This is a genomic window from Luteimonas panaciterrae, from assembly GCF_020511115.1.
GTDB lineage: Bacteria > Pseudomonadota > Gammaproteobacteria > Xanthomonadales > Xanthomonadaceae > Luteimonas > Luteimonas panaciterrae.
The window spans coordinates 673653-698543 of sequence record NZ_JAJAVH010000001.1 but is presented as its reverse complement, the minus strand read 5'-3'; the positions used below and the strand labels follow the sequence as shown (position 1 = coordinate 698543).

Below are 24891 nucleotides of genomic sequence, written 5' to 3'. Positions count from 1 at the left end.
GCGTGCAATTACAACATGCCGGCACATCGCCCGATCAGGCGACGTGCTGCATCGCAGCGAATTTTCAACTCCGGCCACGCATCTTCCATCGGCCTTTTCTGCTAATCACCTTGGCCTGTTCACCGATCGCCCCCGCGCGGCGGGCATGTGATGGTCGCTGCGCCATCGGCCGGCTTCCAGCGGCTTCTTTTCCGGACGATGCATCCACGACATTCTGAGGAGGGCTCAGTCATGTTTTCGTCCACGCTTCGCATCTTTCGCGATTGGCGGCGTTCGTTGCGCCGCATCGCACCGCTCGCGGCCGTCGTGCTGGCGTTTTCGCCGGTCGTCACGGCGGCTCAAGAGGTTCCTTTCGCACCAACACCGGATTCCGATCCGTTCTACGCCCAGCCATCTCCATTCCCGAACCTGCCGGTCGGCACCATCCTGGAATCCAAGCCGATCCTGTTCCGCCCGAGCTTCGGCATTCCGATGCTCAACCAGGCGTGGCGGCTGAAGTACGTCTCGCGCGATCAGCACGACCGCCCGATCGCGGCGGTGGCCACCGTGGTCAAACCGGTACTGCAGATCGGTCCGCGCAAACTCGTGTCGTATCAGTACGCCGAGGACAGCCTCGGGCTCGGCTGCGCGCCGTCGCATCAGGCAGCCGGCGAGATCATTCCCAATTTCAGCTTTGCATCGCAACTCGAACCTCTGCAATACCTGATCGGCGTCAAGACCATGGGCTGGACGGTCGTGATTCCCGACCATCAAGGCCCGAATTCGACCTATGCCGCGGGCAAGATCGCCGGACAGATCACGCTGGACGGCATCCGCGCCGCACTCAACTTCACGCCACTCGGCCTTTCCAAGACGACCACGCCGATCGCGATGTGGGGATACTCCGGCGGCGGTCTCGCCACCGCCTGGGCGGCAACGCTCAAGACCACGTATGCGCCCGAACTGAACATCGTCGGCACCGCCTCCGGCGGCACACCGGCCGATCTGCGTAGCGCCGTAAACGCGTTCGACAGCGGCCTTGGCAATCTGTTCTTCTTCCTCGGCTACTCGGCGGTGATCGGCGTCAACCGCGCCTATCCGGAGATGGTGACGCCCATCCTCAACGCGAAGGGCATCGCCGCGGCGGAAGGAACGAAGGACAGCTGTCTCGGCATCGGCGGCGACATCACCAAGGTGCCCTTCATCGGACATTTCGCCGACTACACTACCGTCGCCGATCCATTGAATTCACCCGGCGTCTTGAACACGCTGCCAAAGATCAACCTGCCGCAACCCGGAAAAGTGCCGGACTTCGACATCCTGGTCTACCACTCCGTCTTCGATGAACTGATCCCGGTCGAAGGCACCGACAAGATGGTGGAAGCCTGGTGCGCGGCCGGCACGCCCGTGCATTACTGGCGCACGCCGCTTGGCGGCGAACACGTCACATTCGTCGCGCTCGGCGCGGTTCCGGCGTTGAACTATCTCAATAGCCGTCTCAATGGACAGCGGGCCACCCTGCCGGTGACATACACCACGAGCTGCAATTAACCATCAGCCGAACAGTTGCATTCGCGCCGCTCGTTGATTTGAGCGGCGCCTCTCCGATACCCCGTACGCGAGTGCGGGGTAATTTTTGTGAAGCGCTTTACATGTCATTTCCGAAACGTCTGCTAGCGTTCATGGCTTGATGCAAGAGATGCTGCCCACTTCAGGGCATACGCACCGGAAATGATCATGAAAACGTTCGCTCGATTGCTTGCCTGCTGCATTCCCTTCGGCATGGTCGCTTGCAGCGAGGCCGCCCCACCCGCCACAGGGAACCCCACGCTGGCCGCCGCGGCGCCCGCGCAAAAGGCGCCTTTCGACATCACCACCGTGGCCAAGTTCGATGAACCCTGGGCGATGGCATTCCTGCCCGACGGCCGCCTGCTCGTGACCGAAAAGGAAGGCGCGCTGAAGCTGCTCGACATTGCCAGCGGCAAGCAGGGCGACATCAGCGGCATTCCCGAAGTCGCCTACGGCGGACAAGGTGGGCTCGGCGACATCGCATTGCATCCGAACTACAACGAAAACCACGTCCTCTATCTCAGCTATGCCGAACCCGGCCCCGACGACACTCGCGGCGCGGCCGTCGCACGCGCCAAGCTGGCGCTCGACGACAAGGGCGGCGGCAAGCTGGAAGACCTGAAAGTGATCTGGCGACAGGTTCCGAAAGTGACCGGACGCGGCCACTACGGTCATCGTCTTCTGTTCGGACGCGACGGCAAATTGTGGATTACTTCCAGCGAGCGACAGAAATTCGATCCTGCCCAGGACATGCGCTCCAATCTCGGCAAACTGCTGCGCCTCAACGACGACGGCAGCGCCCCGAAAGACAACCCCTTCGCGGCACAAGGCGGCGTGACGGCCCAGATCTGGTCACTGGGCCACCGCAACCTGCTCGGCATCGCCTTCGACGATCAAGGACGGTTGTGGGAAGCGGAGATGGGCCCGAAGGGCGGCGACGAGCTCAACCTGATCGAACGCGGCGCCAACTACGGCTATCCGATCGTCTCCAATGGCGATCACTACGACGGAAAAGACATTCCCGATCACGACACGCGACCGGAATTCGCCGCGCCGAAACTGTGGTGGACGCCGGTGATCTCGCCTTCGAAGCTGATGATCTATTCCGGCAGACTGTTTCCGCAGTGGCGTGGCAATGCGTTTCTGAGCGGGTTGTCATCGCAGGCGCTGGTGCGCGTGAAGCTGGATGGGACGCGTGCGGAAGAAGTGGCGCGTTACGATATGGGTGAGCGTATTCGTGATGTCGTGGAAGGGCCGGATGGGGCGATCTGGTTGCTCGAGGATGGATCGGGGGCGCGGTTGTTGAAGTTGACGCCGCTCAAGGGATGAATATTTCTTTGTGATTGTTTTAAAGAGCAAAGGCGTTTCGCCCCTGAAGGGGCGAAACGTCTTTGCTTTTGACTCAAGCAAAAGCAGAGCAGAAGCAAAATGGATCCCAGCTTCCGCTGGGACGACAACATCTTATTGCGCCGGCCTTTCTATCTTGAACCCCATCGCCTCCCGATAAAGCACATACAACGCCTGCAACTTCTCGATATAAGCCTGCGTCTCCGCATACGGCGGAACCCCTTTGTACCGAGCCACCGCACCAATCCCCGCATTGTAGGCCGCCGCCGCAAGCACCCGGTCATTGCCATACCGCTTGAGCAACATCTTCATATGCCGCGCCCCAGCGTCAATCGATTGCTGCGCCGAGAACGGATCAGTCACGCCATACTCCTTCGAAACCTCCGGCATCAGCTGCATCACGCCCTGCGCTCCCTTCGCCGACACCGCGGTGGCGAGGAAGCCGCTTTCGGCATGCGCGACCGCACGCAACCAGGCGTCATCCACTCCGGTCGCCTTCGCCGCCGCTTTGAACAATTTGGCATGCTGGTTCAACTGCGGCTTGCCCACCTTGCCCAGACCGGCATGCGCCGGCTCGCCCGGTGGCGTCTGCACGGTGAACTTCAGAAAGACGCGCGATCCAGGCAGGTTGCGTGTCGAATACACCAGCTTGCCATCCTGCTCGCGCTCGTAGAGCGTGCCGCTGAAGACGCCCATGTTGCCCCACAGGTTCGGCGTCTGGATGGCGTTGTCGTCGATCTCCTTGGCCACGCATTTCGAGCCGGGCTCCGGCGCCGTAGCCATACTGACGGTGCTGTCGCGGACGCAGCGGTACACCGTGCGCGCCTGCGCGGGCGCCGCCGCCAACAACGCGGCAACGGTGATCGCGATCAGACTAGCGAGTGCGCCCTGCGATGGTTTCATGCAATTCTGATGGCGCTTGGCTAGGATGCCCCGTTATTCCTCATGATACCGGTTCGAAGATGACCCGCCGCCAGTTCCTGAAGAACGCCGCCGCCACGTTCGCCGCCTTCGGTCTGCCTGTACCTGCCCTGATGCTTGGCCGCGACGCCCATGCCGCCACGGGCGAAAATCTCGGCCCGCCGGAGCGCTTTGATTACGCCGCGCTGAAGGGCCGCGCGCGCGCGCTGGCGGAAGCCGTGTATCTGCCGCGCAGTGTCGCCCTGCCGCCGGCCGTATCGAAATTGGATTGGGATCAGTACCAGTCGATCCGATTCCATCAGGACCATGCCTTGTGGGCGAAAGACGATACGCGTTTCCTGGCGCAGTTCTTCCATCTCGGCCTGTTCTTCAAGACACCGGTGCGGATGCACGAACTGGTCGACGGTCAGGCGCGCGAGATTCGCTACGATCCGGCGATGTTCGATTATGGCGAGAGCGGTCTGCAAGGCAAGTCGCTGCCCGCCGATCTCGGCTTCGCCGGTTTTCGTCTCAATCGGCGCAGTGATCCCAAACGCGATTTCGCCGCCTTCCTCGGCGCGAGCTATTTCCGCGCGGTCGGTGCCGAGGGCCAGTACGGACAATCGGCGCGCGGCCTCGCGATCGACACCGGCACGAGCAAGGACGAAGAGTTCCCGGACTTCATCGCCTACTGGCTGGAACGCCCGACGTCCGGCTCCGACACCGTGGTGGTCTACGCACTGCTCGACTCGCCAAGCGTCGCGGGCGCCTATCGCTTCGCGATCACGCCCGGTGAAGTGCTGGCGATGGACATCGACTGCGCGCTGTACCCGCGCAAGCCGATCGAGCGCATCGGTATCGCGCCATGCACCAGCATGTATCAGACCGGCGAGAACGATCGACGCATGGACTGGGACTGGCGTCCCGAGATTCACGACACCGATGGTCTGGCGATGTGGACCGGGGCCGGGGAATGGATCTGGCGTCCGCTGTGCAATCCGCCGCACTTGCGCTTCAACATGTTCCAGGACGATGGCCCGCGCGGCTTCGGCCTGCTGCAACGCGATCGCAACTTCGATCATTACCAGGACGACGGCGTGTTCTACGACAAGCGCCCCTGCCTGTGGGTGGAGCCGAAACATGGCTGGGGCAAGGGTTCGGTGCAGCTGGTCGAGATTCCGACACTCGACGAAACCTTCGACAACATCGTCGCGTTCTGGAATCCGCAGCAGCCCGTGCGCGCGGGCGAGGAATTGCTGTTCGGCTATCGCTTGTACTGGGGCGCGCGGCCGCCCGCGACGCCGACGTTGGCGCATTGTGTCGCCACGCGCACCGGGCTCGGCGGCAGGATCGGTTTCAAGCGCTCTTACTTTTCCTGGCGCTTCGCCGTGGATTTCGCCGGTGGCGATCTCGCGGCGCTGGCCGCGAAGAACGCAACGGTGGAACCGGTGCTGCAGATCGGCAGCGGCGGACGCGTCGAAACCGTGTCCGCGCGCCCACTGCATGAGATCGATGGCTATCGCGTGATGTTCGACGCCGTTCCACCGGATGATTCGACGCAGCAGATCGATATCCGCCTGTATCTCAAGAACGCGGACGGCGCGCTCAGCGAGACCTGGCTGTACCAGTGGACGCCGCCTTCGGTGGCGGAGCGGCGGCTGTACTGAGAAAACTTCACCCAGCGCCTCTCTCGCAACGGCGGGAGAGGCGCCGGAAACCATCAGCAGTCCGGAATCACCGCGCCGTTGTTGTCCTTGGCCTCGTCGTTACCCCAGCGGCTCAAGTAATACGCCGACACCCATTGTCCGGCCGGGCCGGTGTCGAGATCGGTCTTCAGCCACCAATGGTTGTAGCTGCTGCCACTGCCGATCTGGCGGCCCCAGGCCTTGCAGAACACGTAGTTGGTACCGGCGTTGAGCGTGCCGGTCTGCGTGGTGCTGGTCGGTGAGGCATAGCCCGGTGCGTTGTCGAACGTATCCACCCAGTATTTCGATGCCGCGGGTGGCGCGCAGTCCGGGATGACGTTGCCGTTGTTGTCCTTGGCCTCGTCGTTGCCCCAGCGACTCAAGTAATACGCGGAGATCCACTGTCCGGCCGGGCCGACGTCGAGATCGGTCTTCAACCACCAATGATTGAAGCTGTCGCCGTTGCGGACCTCACGGCCCCAGGCCTTGCAGAACACATAGTTGGTCCCCGCATACAACGTGCCGGTCTGCGTGGTGCTGGTCGGCGAGCCATAACCCGGCGCATTGGCGAAGGTGTCGACCCAGTATTGGCCGGTCGGCGGCGGGTTGCCGCCGCAGCCGTTGTCGCTAGTCAGGCTGGCGACGCCGCTGCCGCTCGGATACGGCGCCAGCGAACGTCCGTTGATGTAGATCACCTGCCCGACGCCGTTGAGCAATTGTTCGTAATGGATATGCGCACCGAAGCTGTTGCCCGTGTTGCCGGTGACGCCGATCTTCTGTCCCTGGCTTACCGTCGTGCCATTGGCCACCGAAAAGCTGTCCAGATGGAAGTAGTAGGTTTTCCAGCCGCCGCCGTGATCGATGACGATGTAGTTCCCCGCACCGCCCGCTTCGTAGTATCTCGTCGCGTAGCCGGCGGCCGATGCCAGGACCGGCGTTCCATACGGGGCATTGAAGTCCAGCGCCTGACGCACTTCGCTGGAGTGGTGATAGTAGGAATAGGTTTGATTGCAGGGATAAGGCGCCTTGAAGTTCGGCGCGGCGAGCGCCGTTGAACTCCAAGAGAAGAAGATGACCGCTGCGAAAGAAAGTAAGCGGGCGAGCATGAGCATTCCTCTTGTGAATTGATCAACGTTGGCGACCCGGCATGGAGTCGCAGACGGATGGAGCGCGGTGCGATTGGCTCGACTGCATTCGTCGCCCCTCTCGTGCAAGCGAAGGAGAGGCGACGAACCGTTTCGCGGAATCAACGGCTCAGCAATCCGGGATCACGGTGCCGTTGTTGTCCTTGGCCTCGTCGTTGCCCCAGCGGCTCAAGTAATAGGCCGACACCCACTGCCCGGCCGGGCCGACATCGAGATCGGTTTTCAGCCACCAGTGGTTGTAGCTGCTGCCACTACCGATCTGGCGGCCCCAGGCCTTGCAGAACACGTAGTTGGTTCCGGCGTTGAGCGTGCCGGTGGCGGTGGTGCTCGTCGGCGAGGCATAACCGGAGGCATTGGCGTACGTATCCACCCAGTACTTGCTCGTCGACGGCGGAGGCGGCGCCGTGGCGCAATCCGGAATGACGGCGCCGTTGTTGTCCTTGGCCTCGTCGTTGCCCCAACGGCTGAGGTAGTACGCCGACACCCACTGTCCGGCCGGGCCGACGTCGAGATCGGTCTTCAGCCACCAGTGATTGAAACTGTCGCCGTTGCGGACCTCGCGGCCCCAGGCCTTGCAGAACACGTAGTTGGTGCCCGCGTTCAACGTGCCGGTCTGCGTGGTGCTGGTCGGCGAGCCATAGCCCGGTGCATTGGCGTAGGTGTCGACCCAGAATCGATCCGTCGTGGGCGGCGGCGGTGTACCACCGTTGATCAGGCTGTAGTACGACGCCCAAGGGAAGTATTTGCCTGGGTCGTAGCGGTTCTCGTTCTGGGTGAGCATGCCGTGGCCTTTCACGCGCACGCTGTCCGGCACCACGTGCCAGGTGTCGTAACCGGGGCCTTGCCATGCGGAAGCGCAATTGACACCGCGACGCGCGCAGATGCTGCTGGTCAGCCGCGCCGAGGCGTTGACCATCGCCGTGGACCAGTTGCCGGCATCCGAGGCGTAGCCGTCGTGCTCGATGCCGATGGTGTAGTAGTTGTGGTACTTCGCGTGCCAGGCCTGGTGGTACTCGCGCACCATCTGCGTGATCTGGCCGTCGGACTTGCGGATCAGGTAGTGCGCCGACACCTGCGCGCTCGGATTCTGGAACCACGAGATCGCGCCGGCATACGAACCTTCCATCGTGTGCATGATCACCGCGGTCATCGAATTGCTGGCGGTGCTGTAGTTGCTGGAGCTGGCCGGATTCCAGATCGCCTCACCGAAATCGCCCGCCAGTGTGGCGTTGGCCGTGACGGTCGATTTGCTGGTCGTCGGCGGCGCATTATCGAGTTCGACGGTGTCCTCGTCGGCATTCATGCGCAGCGCGGGAACGCGCAATTTGCTCAACTGATTGGGACTGAAGGCGCGCTCCATCTTCACCGCGCGCGCCGGCACTGCGATGCCGTTCTCGCTCACGCCGCGCCGCAGCGACGACAGCACGCCGTAGGCGAAGCTCTGCCGCGCATAGGTATAGATCTGTCCGGAACCCGGGCCGTAGCCGACATAACGCGCCAGCACCGCGCTCATCGTTTCCGGCTGATCGGCCTTCGCCGACGGTTCGCCGATCGCCTTGTTCTCCTTCGAGGCGCGATCGAGCAGCGCGGCCGCGGCCAGGATGTTGGTTTCGGGATCGCGCATCACCAGGCTGACCGGTACGCCAAGCAGCTTGGCGCCTTCCGACACCTGATCGGCGAAGCCTTCGCCGTGATACAGGCCCATCACGCCCCAGGCGGCGGGCATGTGGCGATGATCGGCTTTTTCGCCCGGTGCGACGTTGTTCCAGCCGGTTTCGTTGTAGGCGATCGCCTCGAGCACGCCACGCGGCAGATCGGGATAGCGCGCGTAGGCGCGCTGGAAGAAAGCCGGATAGTGTGCGCGCTGAATGCGCTGGGTGTTCAGCGCGGCCTGCGCCTGGGCGCGGACGGGCTGGTCCGCGGCGACCAGCGTGGATGATGTCTCGGCGGGAGATGCCGCCGTCGCCACGGATGTTGCACTCGCGCAAGCGAGGAGCATGGCAACCGCCAGGCGGTTCGGATCTCTATACATCTGCATCTAGATTTCCCCTCTTGATGGACGATGTCGGATCCCCGTCGCGAGCCTAGCAATTCGGCCCACGGCGGGAAGCTAGTGACAGCCCTAGGCCAATGTGTGATGCACGGCCCAGGACTGCGCATCAACCGCCGAGCGGCGTGATCACGGCGTGAATGGCGCGGGGATACACATCGCGGGTAGCATCGCCGGCTCGACTCTCATCCCATCCGCGCAAATGACCGACTGGCCGCACTTGATCCGTGATGTTCCCGATTTTCCGAAGCCCGGCATCGTGTTCAAGGACATCACGCCCTTGCTCGCCGATCGTGCCGGCTTCGCCGCGGCGATCGATGCGATGGCGCAACCTTGGCGCGATGCGCGCCTCGACGCGGTGATCGGAATCGAATCGCGCGGCTTCATCCTCGGCGCGGCGCTTGCGTATGTGCTCGGTGTCGGCTTCGTGCCGGTGCGCAAGCCGGGCAAACTGCCGGCACGGACCCTGTCGCAGGAATACGCGCTCGAATACGGCAGCGACCATCTGCACATCCACGCCGACGCCCTGCCGAAGGGCGCGCGCGCCGTCCTGATCGACGACGTGCTCGCCACCGGCGGCACCTTGCTGGCGGCGCATGCGCTCGCCGAACGCCTGGGCGTCGCCGTGGTCGGCGCCGCCGTTCTGGTCGAACTCGGTTTCCTGGGAGGCCGCCAGCGCTGGGACGCGGCCGCGCCACTGCACGCCGTCTTGCGCTACTGAGCGCCCCGCGAGCGCCCTGCCGGGCCGGTTTCGCGGCACCAAAACCCGATTTCATCGCCCGGCGGCGGGTTTCGTCGCAACGGCGGACACAAGCGGATGCGTGCTCGCTATGCTCCTCCGCACTTCGCCATCAGGGGCCCCGGCATGACCGGCTTTCTTTTCGTCATTCGCATCATCGTCGCCTGGCTGTTGTTCTTCCTGATGATCGTGATCGCGATCAGCGTGGTCAGCGACAAAGGCCCGAACTGGGTGCTCGGCTTGCTCGTGGTCGTGACGATCGCCCTGGTCATTCCCAGCGCCTATTCGCATGTGCGCCGGGTGCGCCTGATCGCCGGCCGCGTCGACCGGGAAGCACTCGGCAACCGCCATCATCGTCAGGTCGAGATTCCGTTCGGTGCCGATGAGGCCTTCGCGCTCGTCGACGCCGCCCTGCGCGAGCTGCCGCGCACGGAACTGGTCGAAAGCGCGCGCGACAGCCTGCAGGTGCATGCCAAGGTGCGCCGTCCCGATCCGTACGGCCATGGCCTGCTCGAACGCATCGACCGCTTCGGTCTGCTGACCTGGTTCGGCAATCGTCGCAATCAAATCACCGCCACGATCATTCCCGGCCCGGATACCAGCAGCGTCAATCTGCTGTGCGAGCCGGACAGTCCGGCCTGGCTGGACTTCATCGGCGTCGACCACGGCACCAATCTCGAGAACGCCGACGCGATCACCCGCGCTGTCGCCCGCCGCGTCGCCGAATATCGCCGCGGCGAGCAGGCGGCCGCCGCGCAGACCGCCACCGAAAAGGAACTCACCGTGGCCAAGCTCAATCTGCTGCACGCGCAGGTGGAGCCGCACTTCCTCTACAACACCCTCGCCAGCGCGCAGCTGCTCACGCGCAGCGATCCCGTGCGCGCCGACCAGATGCTCGGCCATCTGATCGCCTACCTGCGTCATTCGCTACCGCGCACCGAACAGACATTCTCGACACTGGGCGAGGAACTGGAACGCGCCAACGCCTATCTCGAAATCCTCAAGATCCGCATGGGCGCGCGTCTGACCACGAAGATCGACGTGGCACCGGCGCTGCAATCGGTGCCATTCCCGCCGATGATGCTGCAGACGCTGGTCGAGAACGCGATCAAGCACGGACTCGAACCCAAGCCCGAGGGCGGCACGATCTGGGTGCTCGCCAAGGCCAACGATCGTGATTTGTCGGTGACCGTCGCCGACGACGGCCACGGCCTGCACATGGAAAGCAGCGGCACCGGCATCGGCCTGAAGAACGTGCGCGAGCGGCTGCGCCTGCTCTACGGCCCCGCCGCGTCGTTCAATCTCGTCAGCAATTTCCCCGCCGGTGTGGCTGCCACGATCGTCGTGCCGGCAATGTCAACGGAAACACGTCAAACGGAAGTGCGCCAACATGCCTGACGCCATCGTTGCCGAAGACGAGGAACTGCTGCGCAATGCGCTGGTGTCGCTGCTCAGCGAGGTCTGGCCGGAGCTGCGCATCATCGCGATCTGCGAGGACGGCGGCAGCGCCCTCGAAGCCATCGCAGAACATCGCCCGCAATACGCCTTCCTCGACATCCGCATGCCCGGCCTGACCGGAATGGAAGTGGCATCCGCCGCCGCGCAGGCGGAGATTCCCACGCAGGTCGTGTTCGTCACCGCCTACGATCAATACGCCATCGATGCATTCGAGAACGGCGCGATCGACTATCTGCTCAAGCCGGTCACGCGTGAACGACTGACGACCACCGTGCAGCGTCTGCGCGCGCGCGCCGCCGCCGGACATCCCGACGCCGATACCCTCGCCGCCCTGGTCAAGCGATTGCAGGATGTGCTCCCCAGCCGCGCGAATGCGCAGGCGCTGTCCTGGATCACCGCCAGCACGGGCAAGGAAACGCGGCTGATCATGGTCGACGACGTGCTCTATTTCCGTGCCGACAACAAATACACCACCGTGGTCACCGCCGAGGGCGAGGCGCTGCTGCGCAAGCCGATCCGTGAATTGCTGGCGGCGCTCGACCCGACCGTGTTCAAGCAGATCCATCGCGCCACCATCGTCAATTTAAAGGCAATCGCCTCGATCGTGCGCGACGACACCGGCAAGGGCACGCTGCGCCTGAAGCAGCGCGATGAAACGCTGACCATCAGCCAGCCCTTCATGACCCTGTTCCGCAACATGTGACCTCCCCCGAACACCGCACGCGACCGAAGCGAAAGGAACCGATTCCATGCGTATCGCCACAACACTGCTCGCCGCCGTGCTGCTGCTTTCCGGCTGCAAGATCGAAGCGGGCACGCTCACCACCACCAACTATTCGATCAGCGATGTCGGCGTGAACTCCTCACGCACGCGCATCCTCGATGGCAACGGCGAATTCGAATGCATCGACAGCGTGAGCGGGCTCTGTCACTTCGTGCTGTTCACCGAGGACTGCAAGAGCACGGCGCAAGCCGATTCTCCGCAGCGACACGATCAACGCGACGCTCGCGCCTGCACCGCGCGCATCGTGCATGCCTTCAGCCTCAAGGCCGGCGCCTCCAAGCGCGTCGATCATCTGCCGAAGGGTCTGCAGCAATGCGTCGATCATCAGTCCACGCCCACCGCGCCGGGTTGCCTGCATCCCACCAGTTGACTCAAGGAGCCCATCTACATGAAAACCCTCATCGCTTTCATCGCCTGGTGCATTCTTTTCGTGCTGTGCTGGCCGCTGGCGTTGCTGGCGCTGGTGCTCTGGCCAATCCTGTGGCTGCTCTCGCTGCCGTTCCGTTTGGTCGGCATCACCGTCTCGGCGGTGTTCGCGTTCCTGCGCGCGGTTCTCTTCCTGCCCGCGCGCCTGCTTGGATGGCGCCCTGATCAGACGCGGGCAGTCCACGCCGCGGCCGCCTGACGATTCGAATCACGTCAGGAAAAGATTCTCTGCAAACCTTCCGCCCTTTGCTTTCTCGAAAGCGCGGATTTCTCGAAAGCACGCACTCGATTCCGGCACCCCAGAAACAGCAAAGGCGGTTTTCACCGCCTTTGCCGTTGCCTCGTGACGTCAGCCGATCAGGGCGTCGTCGTCGGGGCCGTCGTGCCGTCCTGCGCAGGCGGCGTGGTCGTGGAGTCCGTCGGCGTGGTGCTGCTAGCCGGCGGCGTCGTGGTGTCGGGAGCCGGCTGCTCGGTCGGCGCAGGCGTGCTGGACGGTTCTTCACTCGTCTCGCCGGTGCTCTTGCACGCGCTCAGCGACAGGGCGCCGACAGCGGCGAGGGCGAAAACGGCATTACGGATCGTGGTGTTCATGCAGTGTGGTTTCCTCATCTAGATGGCATGAGCAGTCCGGAATTCCCGCTCATGTTGGAACGCCCCTGTACCGCAGGGCCGAAGAATGCGCGCATGCAGATGAACACGAACAGACACGCGGCTGCGCATCAAACGCTTGCTTAACACATCGAAGAAGCAAGGCGGTTATGCGCGATTCGCGCATCGAGCAGCCGTACAGTGATGATTCCGTTCGGCTGCTCGATAACGGCGAGTCACTTACTTCTGCTTGCCATGTCCCTTGTCGTTGTTGCCTTTGTCGTTTCCCTTGCCCTTGCCACCGCCGGGACCTTTTCCGTTGCCGTGTCCCTTGTCGGCATTGTCGTGGCCTTTACCGTTACCTGACTTGCCGTTGCCCGAGTGATCGTCGTCCCACGCTCTCGCGGCCTTGCCCTTTCCACGCGGAGCATCAGCCTTCTTGGGGCCACCCGGTCCATGCTTCGACCAGTCCACATGCACGGGGCGATCGATCGCGATCGGATAACCCCAGCGATCGTAGGTACCCACCGCGCCACGCTTCAGGGCATGGAAGGCCGGCGAACCCGGCTTGATGCCGTAGTGCTTGGCGATCGCGCCCCAACCCTGACCCGGGTTGCGCTCGTACTCGCGCACGACATCGATGCAGGGCAACCCCAGCGAGCGTGCGAGGGCACAGGCGTAGTACACGTCTCCCGGTGCCCAATGCCGCGAGCCAAGCAGATCCTCCACCAGCGAGCGCGGCGCGCCGTAGTGACCGGACATTTCATCGATGAACGGTTCGCGATAGCGCGTCCCGTAGTCGTTGATCTCGCCGAGACGATTGTCGACCCACACATCGCCCGTGTGGATGTTGTATCCGATGGTCTGGGCCTGGACCGCGCCACAGACACCCACTGCGAGCGCCAGCGCGAGCGCTCCCTTCATCATTTTGTTCATTGCAGCACCCCTCGTGATGGTGTGCACAGTTTGGCGGGACTCGATGAATTCCGGATGAGCCGTGCAGGCCGATTCCGACGCTTAGATGAACGGAACATCGGGCGCTCCGGATATCACACCGCTCGTCGGTATTTACATCTTCTTCCCACTTTCGTTACGCACTTTGCATGTCCGGCTCACGATCGATAAATGTTGCTGAGCGCATCGTAGAAATCGCCCTCGACATATCGGGAGGCTCGTCATGAAACGGCGCCATGTGTTCAGCACGCCCGACATCCGCCAGGCACGACATGCGGTGGAAATCGCCCACCGAGCCGGTCTTCCTTACGCGTGCATCTTCCTGATCGCGCGCTCGGATATCGAACTGGCGCAGATTCCCGATGCCCGCAAGACAGCGGATACCGACTTCATGCCGGCGGCGATCCGCGGCGCCGGCTACGGCGGTGCCGCTGGCTTTCTCGCCGCGGGTGCGGTGGCCATCGTGCTCGCGCCATTGGACCTCGCCCTGATCGGAATCATGCTTGCCGGCTTCGGCGCCGGCGCCCTGGTCGGCTGCTGGGCGTCCGCCTTGGTCGGCTCGCCCGTTCCTGATCCGGTGCGGCGCAAGTTCGAGAACGAGATCGAAGCCGGCCATGTCCTGGTCGTGATCGACTGCGAGGACGCATTGCACGAACGCGCCGACCCGCAGCTGAAACGCCTGGGCGCAGTGCGATTGAACTACGACGCGCCGTCCGTGATGGCCTGATGGATCGTTTCCACATCCAACGGCCATGCGAGCCCCGGTCTTTAGATGACGGGTAGCTTCTGGCGCGTCGTCGCGAATCCTTCCCACGGGTCCGCGCGCAAGCTTGCGGCGCGTCGCAGAGCACGTGCCAGATCGAAATCCGCACTGGACTTCGTGCGCGACAATTCGTCCCACTGCAACGGCATGGCCACGGGCGCGCCCGCGCGGGCGCGCAGCGACCAACTGGCCACGCTGGTCGCCCCGCGCGCATTGCGCAACCAGTCGATGAAGATCCGATCCTTGCGCGCAGCCTTGGAGGCGGTGGCGACATAGCGCAATGGCGACTGCGCCACCATCGCATCGGCGAATGCTTCGCTGAATGCCTTGGCCGCATCCCAATCGGAGTCGGGGACGATCGGTACGCAAACGTGCACGCCCTTTCCACCGGATAGCCGCACCCAGCTGTGCAGGCCGGCCTCCTCGAGACGATCACGGACTTCCCGCGCCGCACGCTTGACATCGCTCCAGGTAATGCCCTCGTCGGGATCGAGATCGAACACCAATCGATCCGGCCGATCCGGCGCATCGCGTTTCGCGCCCCAGGGATGGAATTCCAGGGTATTCATCTGCACCAGATCGAGCACGCCCTCGATGCCGTCGACATAGACGTAATCGGCCTTGCCGTCGGATTCGCGCAGCGTCACCGGGTGGACGTTCGCGCCCAGATTGTCGTTGTGATGCTTCTGGAAAAAGCACTGCGCATCGATGCCGTCCGGGCAGCGCAGCAACGACAACGGCCTCCCCACCAGTTCGGGCAACAGCCAATCGGCGACAGCACGATAGTATTCGGCCACCCTGCCCTTCGTGATGTCCGTGCCGGGGTAGACGATGCGTTCCGGATGGGTCAAACGCTGTTCTGCCATCGTGATCTCCTGTCCGATGGCCTAGCGTATCGAATGAACCAGAAACAGAGTGTGTCCGAACAAGTTAAGCGCCGATGGCACGCGCCTGACGCGCGCAGGAGCGCGCGACGCGATGACGCGCGCAAACGGACGATCCCGGAATCGTGTTTCGAGGCGTCAGGCTAGCAATACTTCCTTCAGATCGCGTCGCACGGACTTCGCGACGTAGTCGGATTTGCCGATGCGGAACAGGAACAGCGGATCCTGCGCCGGCGCCAGGCCGGCCAGCTCGCGCAAGCCTTCCCGGCTCGGTTCGAACTCGGTCGGATAGCAAAGCGGCTGCACGGCGTAACCGCGCGCGGCGGCTTCCAGATAGACACGCTCGGCCAGGCGCCCCGCCTGGATGCGCTGATTCGGCGTGGCGCGATCGGCGTAGATCAAGCCCCAGGCCGGCGTGGTGGACACCAGGCGATCCAGCGTGTCGATCTCACCCTGCTTGAACTGCGCGCTGAGCAGATCCTGCTCATGGACGAACCATTCGACGTAGCGCTTGGCCAGCAGCGGCGCGTCGCCGTTGAACACCGCGATGCCATCGCGCCGGGTTTCCCACTGGTCGGGCGTGATGCGGAACCATTTCATGCCGTCGCGATTGCGGTCATCACTGAGGAAGCCACGCACCGATCCGCGCAGGACGTTGCCAAGACGCGTGACTAGCGGTCCATCGGGAAACCAGGTCAGCCCGATGCCGGGAAGATCGCCCGTCCGTTGATTCAACGCCGTTTTCAGCGCGGCCGGAACCGGCTGGCTCATGTCGTATTCAGTGCGTGTGGTCTGCCGGGTGAACAACGCGTCGAACGAGCCGTCGCGCACGACCTGGCCGCGATGCAGCCGGACGCTGGCGCAATAGCCGTCCTGCGCGAAGCGACGATCGGCGTCGAGATCCTGCACCTCGGCGCGGTAACCCAGGCGCCCCGCGGCGACGTCGATGTTCTCCAACGCACTGCCGATCGCCGTCTGCATCATGCGGAATTCGGCATCCGCGGTCCCGAGATGGCGGCTGAGGTCGGCGAAGATCTCGATGCGATCCCCGGCAATTCCGAACTTCCACGGCTGCGTGTTGTGCGGACTCGGCGCGAGCGTGGCGCACAGCGCGAGATATTGCGGATCGCTCAATCCATTCTTCTCCTTCTGCCGCCAGTAGCCATAGGCCGCGGCATTGGGATGCACGCCACCGGCGAAACCGACCGCGCCGGCGCCGCCCAGAACGGCAAGCGATGCCGCGCCGGCGGCGTAGCGCAGGAATCTGCGGCGGGAAGGCATGGGTTCGGTCGTCATGGTCGGAGTCTCCTCTCGTGAGCGGTCGCATTCCGAAGTACATCGGAATGACGAAGTGGGGAATGGGGAAAAGCGGATGGGCCGGAGGATGGCCACCACAGGCCGGAGAACACGTAGTCCTCGTTGCAGCCGACGCGGCCGACGAGTCTGTCGCGCCCCTCCTCGCCGACCTCGCGCAGCAGCCGCGCGCTGAACAGGCCTTGCGACAGATCGAGCACGACGGATGCGTCGCCGAAACCGAGGCGTTCGCCGGTCGCGGCGTAGACGCACTTGTAGATCGCCTCTTTGATCGAGAACAGCAGCAGGCCGTACATCGGCACCAGCATGCCCGGCAAACCGGAAATCCAGCGCAGCTCTTCCTCGCGGCAAACATGGCGCAGCACCGAGTGACTGAAAGCGTTGCTGCGGCGATCCACATCCACGCCGACCGCGGTGACGCGTCCGGACGTCGCGGCCACGCTGATCGCGCAGCCTTCGGTGTGGCTGATACTGCCGAGCGTACCGCTCGGCCAGAGAGGGCAGCCATGCCGATCGCTGAGGATCGGCCCGGGTGCGACCTGCAACCGCGTCAAGGCACGATGCGCATAGACACGGCCGGCGGCGAACTCGTGCCTGCGCTTGCTCACCGCCCGCTCCACCAGGGCGCGCTCGAGTGGATGCAACAACGCTTCGTCGCCATTGGACGCACCCGCTTCCACGCTGAACAACGTGGAGGGGAACAAATCCTGCGGTCGGCGGATCGCGGCCTGCATCTTGCTCATGCCTCCGCCGACACCAACGCGACCGCCGGGCGCCGCCAGAGCAGGCGCAGCAGCAGACTCAGGAACAACACCGCGCTGAGCGTGAACACGTGAACACTGCCGAGTTCGCGCATGATCAGCGCCGACATCCAGGGCGCGACCAGCGAGCCGAGGCTGAAAGCCATGGTGAACAAGGCGCTGCCACCGGGAAGTTCCTCGCGCGATAGACGCTGCCCGACGATGCCGAGCGCAATGGCGAACACCGGTCCAAGGCTCGCGCCGACCAGCAGCGACACCGCCGCGGCGATCGGCAGGCTCGGCGCGAAGGCGAGCGCAATCGTCGCCACAGCGCCGACACCAGCGCATATCGCGAGCACGCGTTCTCGACCATGACGATCGGCCAGATGGCCCAGCGGCAAGGTACCGATCAACCCGCCACCGATGAACGCAGCGAACGCGAAACTCATGCCACTCACGCTGTACCCGCTTTGCAGCAGGAAGACCGGATAGAGTGTGAGCAAGGTCGCTTCCGCCACGCCGTAGGCGAAGATCGCATGCAGCGGCAGGGACAGGCGGCGCACGAAATCGAAACGCGGCGATGGCGTGTGGGCGCGCAACGTCGGCAGATGCTTTCCTACGATCGGCAATCCCATCAGCAACAACACGCCACCGATGTAGAACGCCAGGATCGGCGAGGCTCCGTACAGAACGCCGCCCAACAGCGGACCGACGCCAAGCCCGACTCCGAACGCCAGCGCATGCAGGCCTCCAACCAGACTGCGCTGCGCTTCTGAAACGCTCGCATTGAGCGCGGTCTGCCCGCCGATCATGTACAGGCCGATGCCCACGCCCATCACCGCGCGTGCCGCGAACCATGCGAGCTGGTGATGCCACCAGGGCAGCTGCATGGCCGCGATCGCGGTGAGCACGATGCCGATCGCGATCGTGCCGCGCGTGCCGACACGATGAATCATCCGCCCCGCGAGCGGTGCGCCCAACAGCGTGAACGCGAAGAATGTACTGGCATTCAAGCCGATGCCGAGTTCGGAAACGCCACGCTCATTCAACAGCGCGGAGATCAACGGATTGAACAACCCGATCGCGACGCCCGCCAGCGCCGAGACCAGATACAACGCACGCAACGGCGGCGAAAAGACACGCATCCCCTGCCCGTCACTCCCGTCCCGTTGCGTCGACGACGCCGCCGGGAAACGGGAATGACGGGTTGCGGCCTGCGGTGCCGCCTTCTGGTTCACGCCGCGACTCCGGGTTTGAAGTCGCGCGTGATCGACTTGAACGTGCTCATCTTGTCGGAACCGTAGGAGTACATGTCCTGCTTGCCGAAGATGTTCAAGGTTTCACCGGTGATGCCGTCGGCCGCCTTCGAGGCGAGGAACAGCACGACCTCGGCTACCTGCTCGACCGGCATCGAAGCACTGCGGAACGCCGCCGGCGTCATCCGCGTGTCGACGAAGGCCGGGCAGACCACGTTCACCTGGATGTTCTTCTGCTTCACCTCCTCCGCCAGCGACTTGGTCAGACCGACCACCGCATGCTTGGCGGCGCAGTAGGCACTGAACAGCGGATAGCCGATCACACTGGCCGCCGAGCCGAGATTGACGATCTTGCCGCCACCCTGCTCCATCATCTGCGGCAACACGCTGCGGCTGCACAGATAGGCGGCCATCAGATTGATGTCGATCATCTCGCGCCAGGCTTTCGGATCGGATTCTGCCAGCAGCATCGCGTGGTTGGCGCCGGCGTTGTTGATCAGGATGTCGACGCGTCCGAAGTGCGCGATCGCCTGCCGCATCATCGCCTCGACCGCCGCTTCCTGGGTGACGTCGGCGGTGATGGCGATCGCATCCGGCGTCACGCGACGCACCTTCTGCAGCGTTTCTTCCAGCGGTCCCGACGAACGCGACACCAGCACCAGCTTGGCGCCCTGTTCGGCGAAACGAATCGCGATATCGCGACCGATACCGCGTCCGGCACCGGTGATGACGGCGATCTTGCCGGTGAGCGGCTTCGATGCCGTGGGTACGGGAGCCGCGGCGGGCAGCAGCGCGATGACTTCCGAGTTCGCCGCAACGAGCTGCGCGGGGGCCGCCTGCACCGCCGCCGGTATCGGCCTGGCCGCGGGCGCCTGCGTCAGCACGTCACGCAGCAGCTGCATGTAACGCTCGCCGACGCGGCGGATGGTTTCGGCGCGATGGAAATTGCTCGAATAGGCCAGTTCCACCTGCAACGAGTTCTCCTCGCCAATGCTGAAGAACACTTCGATCAACGCGCTGCGTTTCTGTTCCGGCAGGTTGAACCGCTGATCCCAGTCGCCACTGTCGAATTCGAACAGCCTGCTCTTGGGCAACTCGCGATTGCCGAGATAGTTGGCGCGAACCGGCGTGAGCTTGTTGTCCGGGTACAGATGTCCAGGCAAACGATCGGCGACGAGATCGTAGCTGATGCCGTTCAGCGGCACGGCATCGAAACCTTGCTTGATCGCCTGCAACAGATTCTGCCAGCCGGACTGCGCATCCACCTGCACCGCGAGCGGATAGTTCACGGCGAAATTGCCGACGCATTCGAAGAACGTCGCGCCATCGCCAAGATCGCGGCCATGCGTGCGCTGGCTGAGGGCCACCTTCGGATTACCGCTCCACTCCGCCAGCGCCCGGTACAGCGGCGCCAGCAGCAGGTGATACAGCGTGCTGCCATACTGCTGGCGGGCGCGTTGCAGGCTCGCCGTTTCCACGGCATCGAGGACGAAGCGCTCGCTCGCCGTCGAGGCCTCGGTGTTCTCGCCGTTGCGATGATCCAGCGGCACATTGAAGGCCGGATCGGTGGCCGGGAACTGCTTGGTCCAGTAATCGACGTAGCGCGCCACCGCATCACGCGTGCGCTTCTTCTCCAGCGCCTCGAGATAGGTGACGAACAGCGGCGGATCTTCATGGACTTCCCGGTCCTCGCCGGCCAGGCATTCGCTGTACAACTGCCACAGCGACTTGAAGGCGACACCGTTTCCGAGCATGTCGCTGATGATGTGATGGCCGACGATGCAGATGTCGTAACGATCCTCGGTCTCCTTGATCACCAGCACCGACCACAGCGGCCCGTTGCCGTCCAGGCGCAAGCCCTTCACGCGCTCCACGATCAACGCGCGCAGCTGCTCCTCGCGCACGGTTGGCGGCAAATGCGTGCCGTCGTACACCTCAGCTTGCGGCCACACGCGCGGCTCGGGGAAGTTCTGGTGCCAGACGCCGCCCTTCTGATGGAACACCGAACGCAGCGCGGCATGCTTCTGCGTCAGCTTGCGCAGGGCACGGTTGAATGTCTCGATATCGAGCGGTTGCAGATAGCGGAAGCGGCTGAAGCCGGCCCACTGGTACGGTGGTTCGAAGTAGTTCAGCAGCCAGCTCTGCGCCGGCCCGAGCGGAAAATCGATGGTATTGGCGACGATCTGGTCTTCCAGCGTCTGCGCGGGTGCTTCCACCGCAGCCGTGCCGACGGGCAGCGCGGGCGACGTCGACGCGGGCGTCTTTCCGTGCGCGGCAATCGCCTTGCGGTCGAGCTTGCCGTTCTGGTTCTTGGGCAGGCTCGGCAGCCAGTCGAACGTGTTGGGCAGCATGTAGGCCGGCAGTTTCTTGGCCAGATGCTCGCGCAGGGCGCGCGGCTCGGTGTACTCGCCCGACAGCCAGGCCTCCAGGCGCAGATGGCCATCACCGTGATCGACCGCCAGCACCGCCGCCTCGCGCACCGCCGGGTGCGTGCCGAGCACGCTCTCGATCTCGCCGAGTTCGACGCGGAAGCCACGGATCTTGACCTGGCTGTCGACGCGACCGCGATAGTCGAAACTGCCATCCGGCAGCTGCACGCACAGATCGCCGGTCTTGTAGAGCGTCGGGCACGGCACATCCGGAAACGGATTGACACGGAAGCTATCGGCGGTGCGCTGCGCATCGTGCAGATAGCCGTGCGCGAGCTGGATACCGCCGATCCACAGCTCGCCCTGCTCGCCCTGCGGGACGCGTTGCATGTTCTCGTCGAGGATGAGCAGCTGTACGTTCGGCATGGCGTGACCGATCGGCACGCGCGCCATGTTCAGATCGGGCATCCGATCCATCTGCCAGGCGCTGACGTCGATCGACGCCTCGGTCGGCCCGTACAGGTTCGCCATCTTGGCACCGAAGCCGAAGCGCGCGAACCAGCGCCGCACGTGCGTGACCGGCATCGCTTCGCCGCTGAACACCAGCTGCCGCAATGCGGGGAATGCGATGGTCTGCGCCTCGACGGCGTTGAGGAACTCGCCGAACAGAGAAGGCACGAAATGCATGACGTGGATGCCGTTGTCTCGAATCCACTGCGCCAACGCCCAGGGATCGCGCAGCGTCGCCGTCGACACCGGGCAGACGGTACCGCCGACCTGCAGCGGCCAGAACAGCTCCCACACCGAGATGTCGAAACAGATCGAAGTCTTCTGGGCAACGCGCTCGCCCGGCTGCAGCTGGAACAGATGCTGATGCCAGTCGTGGCGATTGGCGTAACCGCGATGACCGAGCACCACGCCTTTCGGCCGGCCGGTCGAGCCGGAGGTGTACAGCACGACCATCGTGTCGTCGGGCTGGCTGATCTGCGCCAGATCGGCGTCCGGCTGCGCGCGCCATTCGGCGCGGCCAACGCTGTGCAAGTTCGACGGCGCCGCGAACGGCCTTTCGTCCAGATAGACCAGATGCCGCAACGGCAGCGACGGTGACAGGCAGGCGGCCAGCTGCGTGGCGACCGCGGTCTCGGTGAGCACGGCCGTCAGCTGTGCGTGCTCCATGATGTAGGCGATGCGGTCGCTCGGATAATCCGGATCGAGCGGCACGTAGCCGCCACCGGCCTTGAGGATGCCGAGCAGCGCAATCTGCATGTTGATGCCGCGATGCGCCATCACACCGACCAGACTGCCGCGCGTCACGCCCAGCGCACGCAGTTGATTGGCGAGCTGGTTGGATTGCCGGTGCAGCTCATCGTAGGTGAGCGACACGCCGTCGGCCTGGACCGCCACCGCCTGCGGCGTGCGCGCGCATTGCGCGATGATCTGCCGATAGGGCACAAGGGCCGCGTCGACATCATTGGATGTCGGCGCATTCGCCGATGCAGGCGCGGCCTGTTCGCCACCCAGCTGCGCCACCATCTCCCCCAGGCTTCGGCAAGAGAGCAGCGCCTGACGATCGAAGCGGCCCGCGGAGAACTGCTCCAGCCGCGAGACGATGCGGATACGTTCGAGCGAATCCAGGCCGAGATCGGCCTCCAGATCCTTGTCCAGATCGGCGACGGTGAGCGCGCGATGCATGATTTCCTCGGCCACCTGCCGCACTTGATCGGCCTGCACCGAATCGATCGACGTCGTTCGCGGCGCGGCGACTTGCGCGAGCTGCGGCGTGCGGAACACGGCCAGGCTGCGCAGCTGCACCAGGAAGGCTTCGGCGACCTTGGCGACGAAGTCGATGTCGTAATGGTTGGCGTCGTAGTTGGTGGTCATCTCCAGATGACCGTTGAACTGCTCGATCACCGTGTCCAGGGTGCCGGCGTTGGTCACCGTCGCTGCCTGGTAATCGACCACGCGCAACCCGGCATATTGCTCGGCGATGTGGGTGTTGCCGATGTAGGGCAGGAACAGGTTGGACTTCATGCCCGCGCGGATCAGCGGACCATGTGCTTCGGGAATGCGGCCGTGTTCGAGCTGGAAGCGGTCGCGGATCGTATGCGCGAGCGAGCGTGTCTGCGCGCGATCCACACCCTGCCCGATCGCGCTTTCGATGCCGCGGTGAACACGTTCGAGCAACGTATCCCAGGCTTCGCTGGCGGCAGGTGGCGCGAAGTCCAACGCCAGATTCTGCGCAAAGCAGCCGATGATCCCGCTCGCGTCGATGCCTTGATAAACGCGACCGCTGGTCGGGATATTGAGGAAGATGGGCTTCGCTTCGTTGACGAATCCGGCGACGGTGCGCAGATAGGCGCCGACCAGCACGCTGTTCATCGACACGCGCAGTTCGCCGGTCAGGCGTTGCAGGGTCTGCGTGGTGCCCTTGTCGAGACGGAAACGATAGTTACGCACTTTCGCCAGGGCTTCGGCGCGCGGACGGTTGTTCGGATTCCAGACGAAGGATTGCTTGCCCTGGCGCTTGAGCAGATCGGTGATGGCCTGGTCCTCGGCCGGATCATGCCAAGCGTTGATGCCGTCGACGACTTCGCGATAACGCTGTAGCGATGTGGCCGGTGGCAGCGCAGCCGGCTGACCGTTCGCCGCGGCGGCATACAGAGCGAGGAATTCGCGCATCACCTGCTGATTGCTCAAGCCGTCGGAGATCAGGTGATGATTGGTGAAGAACACCTCATGCAGATCGTCGGCCAGCCGCCAGGCGAAGAAGCGATGCAACAGAGGATCGCTCAGTGCCCACTGTGCGTTCACGTTGCGCTCGACTTCGGCAGCGACAGCCTCGTCCTGCTGCGCGCGTGGCAGATGCCGCAGATCCGTGAGTGCCAGCGCGGGCGCCTGCACCTGCGCCTGCACTTCGTAGCGATACTCCTTGAAGCTGCGCGCTTCGGCCGGGATGACGAAGCGAGCGCGCAAGGCGGGATGGCGACCGAGCAGGTCGTTCCAGGCGCGCTGCGCCAGTTGCAGATCGAACGGCCCTTGCAGGCGCACGCGCGAGCACAGGCTGCAGGTGGACACCGCCCAGTGCGAGACCAGGAACGGATATTGCGAAGGCAGCATGTTCAGTTCGCCGCCTTCGGACAGTGCATTGCCCGGCCAGGACGCTGCATTCGAGGATGCTTCGGCCAGTTTCGGCTGAGGCGCCAGCGTGACCGCGGGCTGCTCGGGAGCGGCACTACCGGACGCCTGCCAGGACGCGAACAGTTGCACGATCTCGCGCAATGTCTGCACCTGCATCAGCTGGTCGGTCGGTACCTGCGCGGCGAATGCGTCGCGCCGTTCGGCCGGCACCAGGGTGAGCAGGTTCGAACTCAGTTCGACCATCTTGATCGAATCGATGCCGAGGTCGCCCTCGAGAAACAGATCGAGATCGAGATCGTCCGGATTGTGGCCGGTGATCTGCGAGATCAGCGCGAATACACGCGGCGTGAGATCCGCAGCTCTTGGCTCCTCCCCCTGCGGCTGCAGGGGGAAGCTGGAAGGGGAGCCTGCGGGTGAGAGCGCACTCTCCGGAAGGGCCATCGGCGCTGACGCAACCCCTCCCCAACCCTCCCCTGCGGTCGCAGGGGAGGGCGTGGGAACGCCATCCCACCCTTGGAAAATCGTCTCCAGCTCGCGCAGCGTCTGCACCTGCATCAATCGATCGGTCGGCACCTCCGCCATGAAGCGCTCACGCAGCGGTTCCGCGACGATCAACAGCAGGCTTTGCGTGAGCTCCACCATCTTGATCGAATCAATGCCGAGATCGCTTTCCAGGAACTGGTCGGCATCCAGGTCCTCCGGTTGGTGGCCGGTCACGGCCGAGACGGCGATGCGCAGACGCTGTTGCAAGGAATTGGAATCGGTAGCCATGGAATTCACCTGATCGATAGGCAACGGCATTG

Annotated in this window: 18 protein-coding genes and 1 pseudogene; 9 read left to right on the top strand and 10 right to left on the bottom strand. The window is 64.0% G+C overall.

Going from position 1 to position 24891, the window contains the following annotated elements:
* Positions 1 to 231: 231 nt before the first annotated feature.
* Both LG367_RS03045 and LG367_RS03040 read left to right on the top strand, forming a co-directional pair.
* The gene (locus LG367_RS03045; RefSeq protein ID WP_226467732.1) at positions 232 to 1530 is read left to right on the top strand and encodes a lipase family protein; all 1299 of its coding nucleotides are present in this window, start codon (positions 232 to 234) and stop codon (positions 1528 to 1530) included.
* A gap of 186 nt (positions 1531 to 1716) precedes the next feature.
* On the top strand, positions 1717 to 2877 hold the full coding sequence (locus LG367_RS03040; RefSeq protein ID WP_425490892.1) for a PQQ-dependent sugar dehydrogenase: 1161 nt from the start codon (positions 1717 to 1719) through the stop codon (positions 2875 to 2877).
* A 132-nt stretch (positions 2878 to 3009) separates the two neighbouring features.
* Here LG367_RS03040 and LG367_RS03035 read toward each other — a convergent pair whose 3' ends face one another.
* On the bottom strand, positions 3010 to 3798 hold the full coding sequence (locus LG367_RS03035; RefSeq protein WP_226467731.1) for a lytic transglycosylase domain-containing protein: 789 nt from the start codon (positions 3796 to 3798) through the stop codon (positions 3010 to 3012).
* 59 nt (positions 3799 to 3857) lie between these two features.
* Between LG367_RS03035 and LG367_RS03030 the strand changes: the two genes are divergently transcribed.
* Positions 3858 to 5462: an OpgD/OpgG family glucan biosynthesis protein gene (locus tag LG367_RS03030; protein WP_226467730.1), complete on the top strand. Its 1605-nt coding sequence runs from the start codon at positions 3858 to 3860 to the stop codon at positions 5460 to 5462.
* Between the two features lie 53 nt (positions 5463 to 5515).
* Here the strand turns inward: LG367_RS03030 and LG367_RS03025 are convergent, their stop codons facing one another.
* Both LG367_RS03025 and LG367_RS03020 read right to left on the bottom strand, forming a co-directional pair.
* Positions 5516 to 6586, bottom strand: coding sequence for a M23 family metallopeptidase (locus LG367_RS03025; protein ID WP_226467729.1), 1071 nt, complete (start codon positions 6584 to 6586; stop codon positions 5516 to 5518).
* Between the two features lie 148 nt (positions 6587 to 6734).
* Positions 6735 to 8663, bottom strand: a complete 1929-nt coding sequence (locus LG367_RS03020) for an N-acetylmuramoyl-L-alanine amidase (RefSeq protein ID WP_226467728.1) — start codon at positions 8661 to 8663, stop codon at positions 6735 to 6737.
* A 214-nt stretch (positions 8664 to 8877) separates the two neighbouring features.
* Between LG367_RS03020 and LG367_RS03015 the strand changes: the two genes are divergently transcribed.
* The 5 genes from LG367_RS03015 to LG367_RS02995 all read left to right on the top strand — a co-directional run bounded on the left by LG367_RS03015 (position 8878) and on the right by LG367_RS02995 (position 12281).
* Complete coding sequence (locus LG367_RS03015) at positions 8878 to 9396, top strand: adenine phosphoribosyltransferase (RefSeq protein ID WP_226467727.1); 519 nt, start codon at positions 8878 to 8880, stop codon at positions 9394 to 9396.
* 144 nt (positions 9397 to 9540) lie between these two features.
* Positions 9541 to 10812, top strand: coding sequence for a sensor histidine kinase (locus tag LG367_RS03010; protein ID WP_226467726.1), 1272 nt, complete (start codon positions 9541 to 9543; stop codon positions 10810 to 10812).
* On the top strand, positions 10805 to 11575 hold the full coding sequence (locus LG367_RS03005; RefSeq protein ID WP_226467725.1) for a LytR/AlgR family response regulator transcription factor: 771 nt from the start codon (positions 10805 to 10807) through the stop codon (positions 11573 to 11575). The genes LG367_RS03010 and LG367_RS03005 overlap by 8 nt, the downstream gene beginning before the upstream one ends.
* A 46-nt stretch (positions 11576 to 11621) precedes the next feature.
* The gene (locus LG367_RS03000) at positions 11622 to 12026 is read left to right on the top strand and encodes a hypothetical protein (RefSeq protein ID WP_226467724.1); all 405 of its coding nucleotides are present in this window, start codon (positions 11622 to 11624) and stop codon (positions 12024 to 12026) included.
* 18 nt (positions 12027 to 12044) lie between these two features.
* Entirely contained in the window at positions 12045 to 12281 is a 237-nt protein-coding gene (locus LG367_RS02995; RefSeq protein WP_226467723.1) for a hypothetical protein, read from the top strand.
* A gap of 158 nt (positions 12282 to 12439) precedes the next feature.
* Here the strand turns inward: LG367_RS02995 and LG367_RS02990 are convergent, their stop codons facing one another.
* Both LG367_RS02990 and LG367_RS02985 read right to left on the bottom strand, forming a co-directional pair.
* Complete coding sequence (locus LG367_RS02990) at positions 12440 to 12673, bottom strand: hypothetical protein (protein ID WP_226467722.1); 234 nt, start codon at positions 12671 to 12673, stop codon at positions 12440 to 12442.
* Positions 12674 to 12910: 237 nt separating this feature from the next.
* A complete protein-coding gene (locus LG367_RS02985) occupies positions 12911 to 13606 on the bottom strand; it encodes a hypothetical protein (protein ID WP_226467721.1) in 696 nt (231 codons plus the stop codon).
* A gap of 241 nt (positions 13607 to 13847) precedes the next feature.
* Here LG367_RS02985 and LG367_RS02980 point away from each other — a divergent pair, with 241 nt between their 5' ends.
* Complete coding sequence (locus tag LG367_RS02980; RefSeq protein WP_226467720.1) at positions 13848 to 14351, top strand: hypothetical protein; 504 nt, start codon at positions 13848 to 13850, stop codon at positions 14349 to 14351.
* Positions 14352 to 14392: 41 nt separating this feature from the next.
* Here the strand turns inward: LG367_RS02980 and ligD are convergent.
* From ligD to LG367_RS02955, 5 genes and pseudogenes are all read right to left on the bottom strand, one after another.
* Positions 14393 to 15256: pseudogene (gene ligD / locus LG367_RS02975) on the bottom strand (non-homologous end-joining DNA ligase); the annotation flags it as partial.
* 153 nt (positions 15257 to 15409) lie between these two features.
* A complete protein-coding gene (locus LG367_RS02970) occupies positions 15410 to 16567 on the bottom strand; it encodes a nitroreductase family protein (protein WP_226467719.1) in 1158 nt (385 codons plus the stop codon).
* Positions 16564 to 17328, bottom strand: coding sequence for a 4'-phosphopantetheinyl transferase family protein (locus LG367_RS02965; RefSeq protein ID WP_226467718.1), 765 nt, complete (start codon positions 17326 to 17328; stop codon positions 16564 to 16566). The genes LG367_RS02970 and LG367_RS02965 overlap by 4 nt, the downstream gene beginning before the upstream one ends.
* Positions 17325 to 18470, bottom strand: coding sequence for an MFS transporter (locus LG367_RS02960; RefSeq protein ID WP_226467717.1), 1146 nt, complete (start codon positions 18468 to 18470; stop codon positions 17325 to 17327). Before LG367_RS02960 ends, LG367_RS02965 begins: the two co-directional genes overlap by 4 nt.
* An 89-nt stretch (positions 18471 to 18559) precedes the next feature.
* Complete coding sequence (locus LG367_RS02955; protein WP_226467716.1) at positions 18560 to 24859, bottom strand: non-ribosomal peptide synthetase; 6300 nt, start codon at positions 24857 to 24859, stop codon at positions 18560 to 18562.
* Between the last annotated feature and the right edge of the window lie 32 nt (positions 24860 to 24891).

Bases quoted from the DNA above. Each gene is read 5' to 3' on its own strand.
- LG367_RS03000 (WP_226467724.1), top strand. From the start codon at position 11,622: ATGCGTATCGCCACAACACTGCTCGCCGCCGTGCTGCTGCTTTCCGGC.
- LG367_RS03045 (WP_226467732.1), top strand. From the start codon at position 232: ATGTTTTCGTCCACGCTTCGCATCTTTCGCGATTGGCGGCGTTCGTTG.
- LG367_RS03010 (WP_226467726.1), top strand. From the start codon at position 9,541: ATGACCGGCTTTCTTTTCGTCATTCGCATCATCGTCGCCTGGCTGTTG.
- LG367_RS02990 (WP_226467722.1), bottom strand. From the start codon at position 12,673: ATGAACACCACGATCCGTAATGCCGTTTTCGCCCTCGCCGCTGTCGGC.
- LG367_RS02970 (WP_226467719.1), bottom strand. From the start codon at position 16,567: ATGACGACCGAACCCATGCCTTCCCGCCGCAGATTCCTGCGCTACGCC.
- LG367_RS03040 (WP_425490892.1), top strand. From the start codon at position 1,717: ATGAAAACGTTCGCTCGATTGCTTGCCTGCTGCATTCCCTTCGGCATG.
- LG367_RS02985 (WP_226467721.1), bottom strand. From the start codon at position 13,606: ATGAACAAAATGATGAAGGGAGCGCTCGCGCTGGCGCTCGCAGTGGGT.
- LG367_RS02965 (WP_226467718.1), bottom strand. From the start codon at position 17,328: ATGAGCAAGATGCAGGCCGCGATCCGCCGACCGCAGGATTTGTTCCCC.
- LG367_RS03030 (WP_226467730.1), top strand. From the start codon at position 3,858: ATGACCCGCCGCCAGTTCCTGAAGAACGCCGCCGCCACGTTCGCCGCC.
- LG367_RS02955 (WP_226467716.1), bottom strand. From the start codon at position 24,859: ATGGCTACCGATTCCAATTCCTTGCAACAGCGTCTGCGCATCGCCGTC.
- LG367_RS02995 (WP_226467723.1), top strand. From the start codon at position 12,045: ATGAAAACCCTCATCGCTTTCATCGCCTGGTGCATTCTTTTCGTGCTG.
- LG367_RS03035 (WP_226467731.1), bottom strand. From the start codon at position 3,798: ATGAAACCATCGCAGGGCGCACTCGCTAGTCTGATCGCGATCACCGTT.
- LG367_RS02980 (WP_226467720.1), top strand. From the start codon at position 13,848: ATGAAACGGCGCCATGTGTTCAGCACGCCCGACATCCGCCAGGCACGA.
- LG367_RS02960 (WP_226467717.1), bottom strand. From the start codon at position 18,470: ATGCGTGTCTTTTCGCCGCCGTTGCGTGCGTTGTATCTGGTCTCGGCG.
- LG367_RS03015 (WP_226467727.1), top strand. From the start codon at position 8,878: ATGACCGACTGGCCGCACTTGATCCGTGATGTTCCCGATTTTCCGAAG.
- LG367_RS03020 (WP_226467728.1), bottom strand. From the start codon at position 8,663: ATGCAGATGTATAGAGATCCGAACCGCCTGGCGGTTGCCATGCTCCTC.
- LG367_RS03005 (WP_226467725.1), top strand. From the start codon at position 10,805: ATGCCTGACGCCATCGTTGCCGAAGACGAGGAACTGCTGCGCAATGCG.
- LG367_RS03025 (WP_226467729.1), bottom strand. From the start codon at position 6,586: ATGCTCGCCCGCTTACTTTCTTTCGCAGCGGTCATCTTCTTCTCTTGG.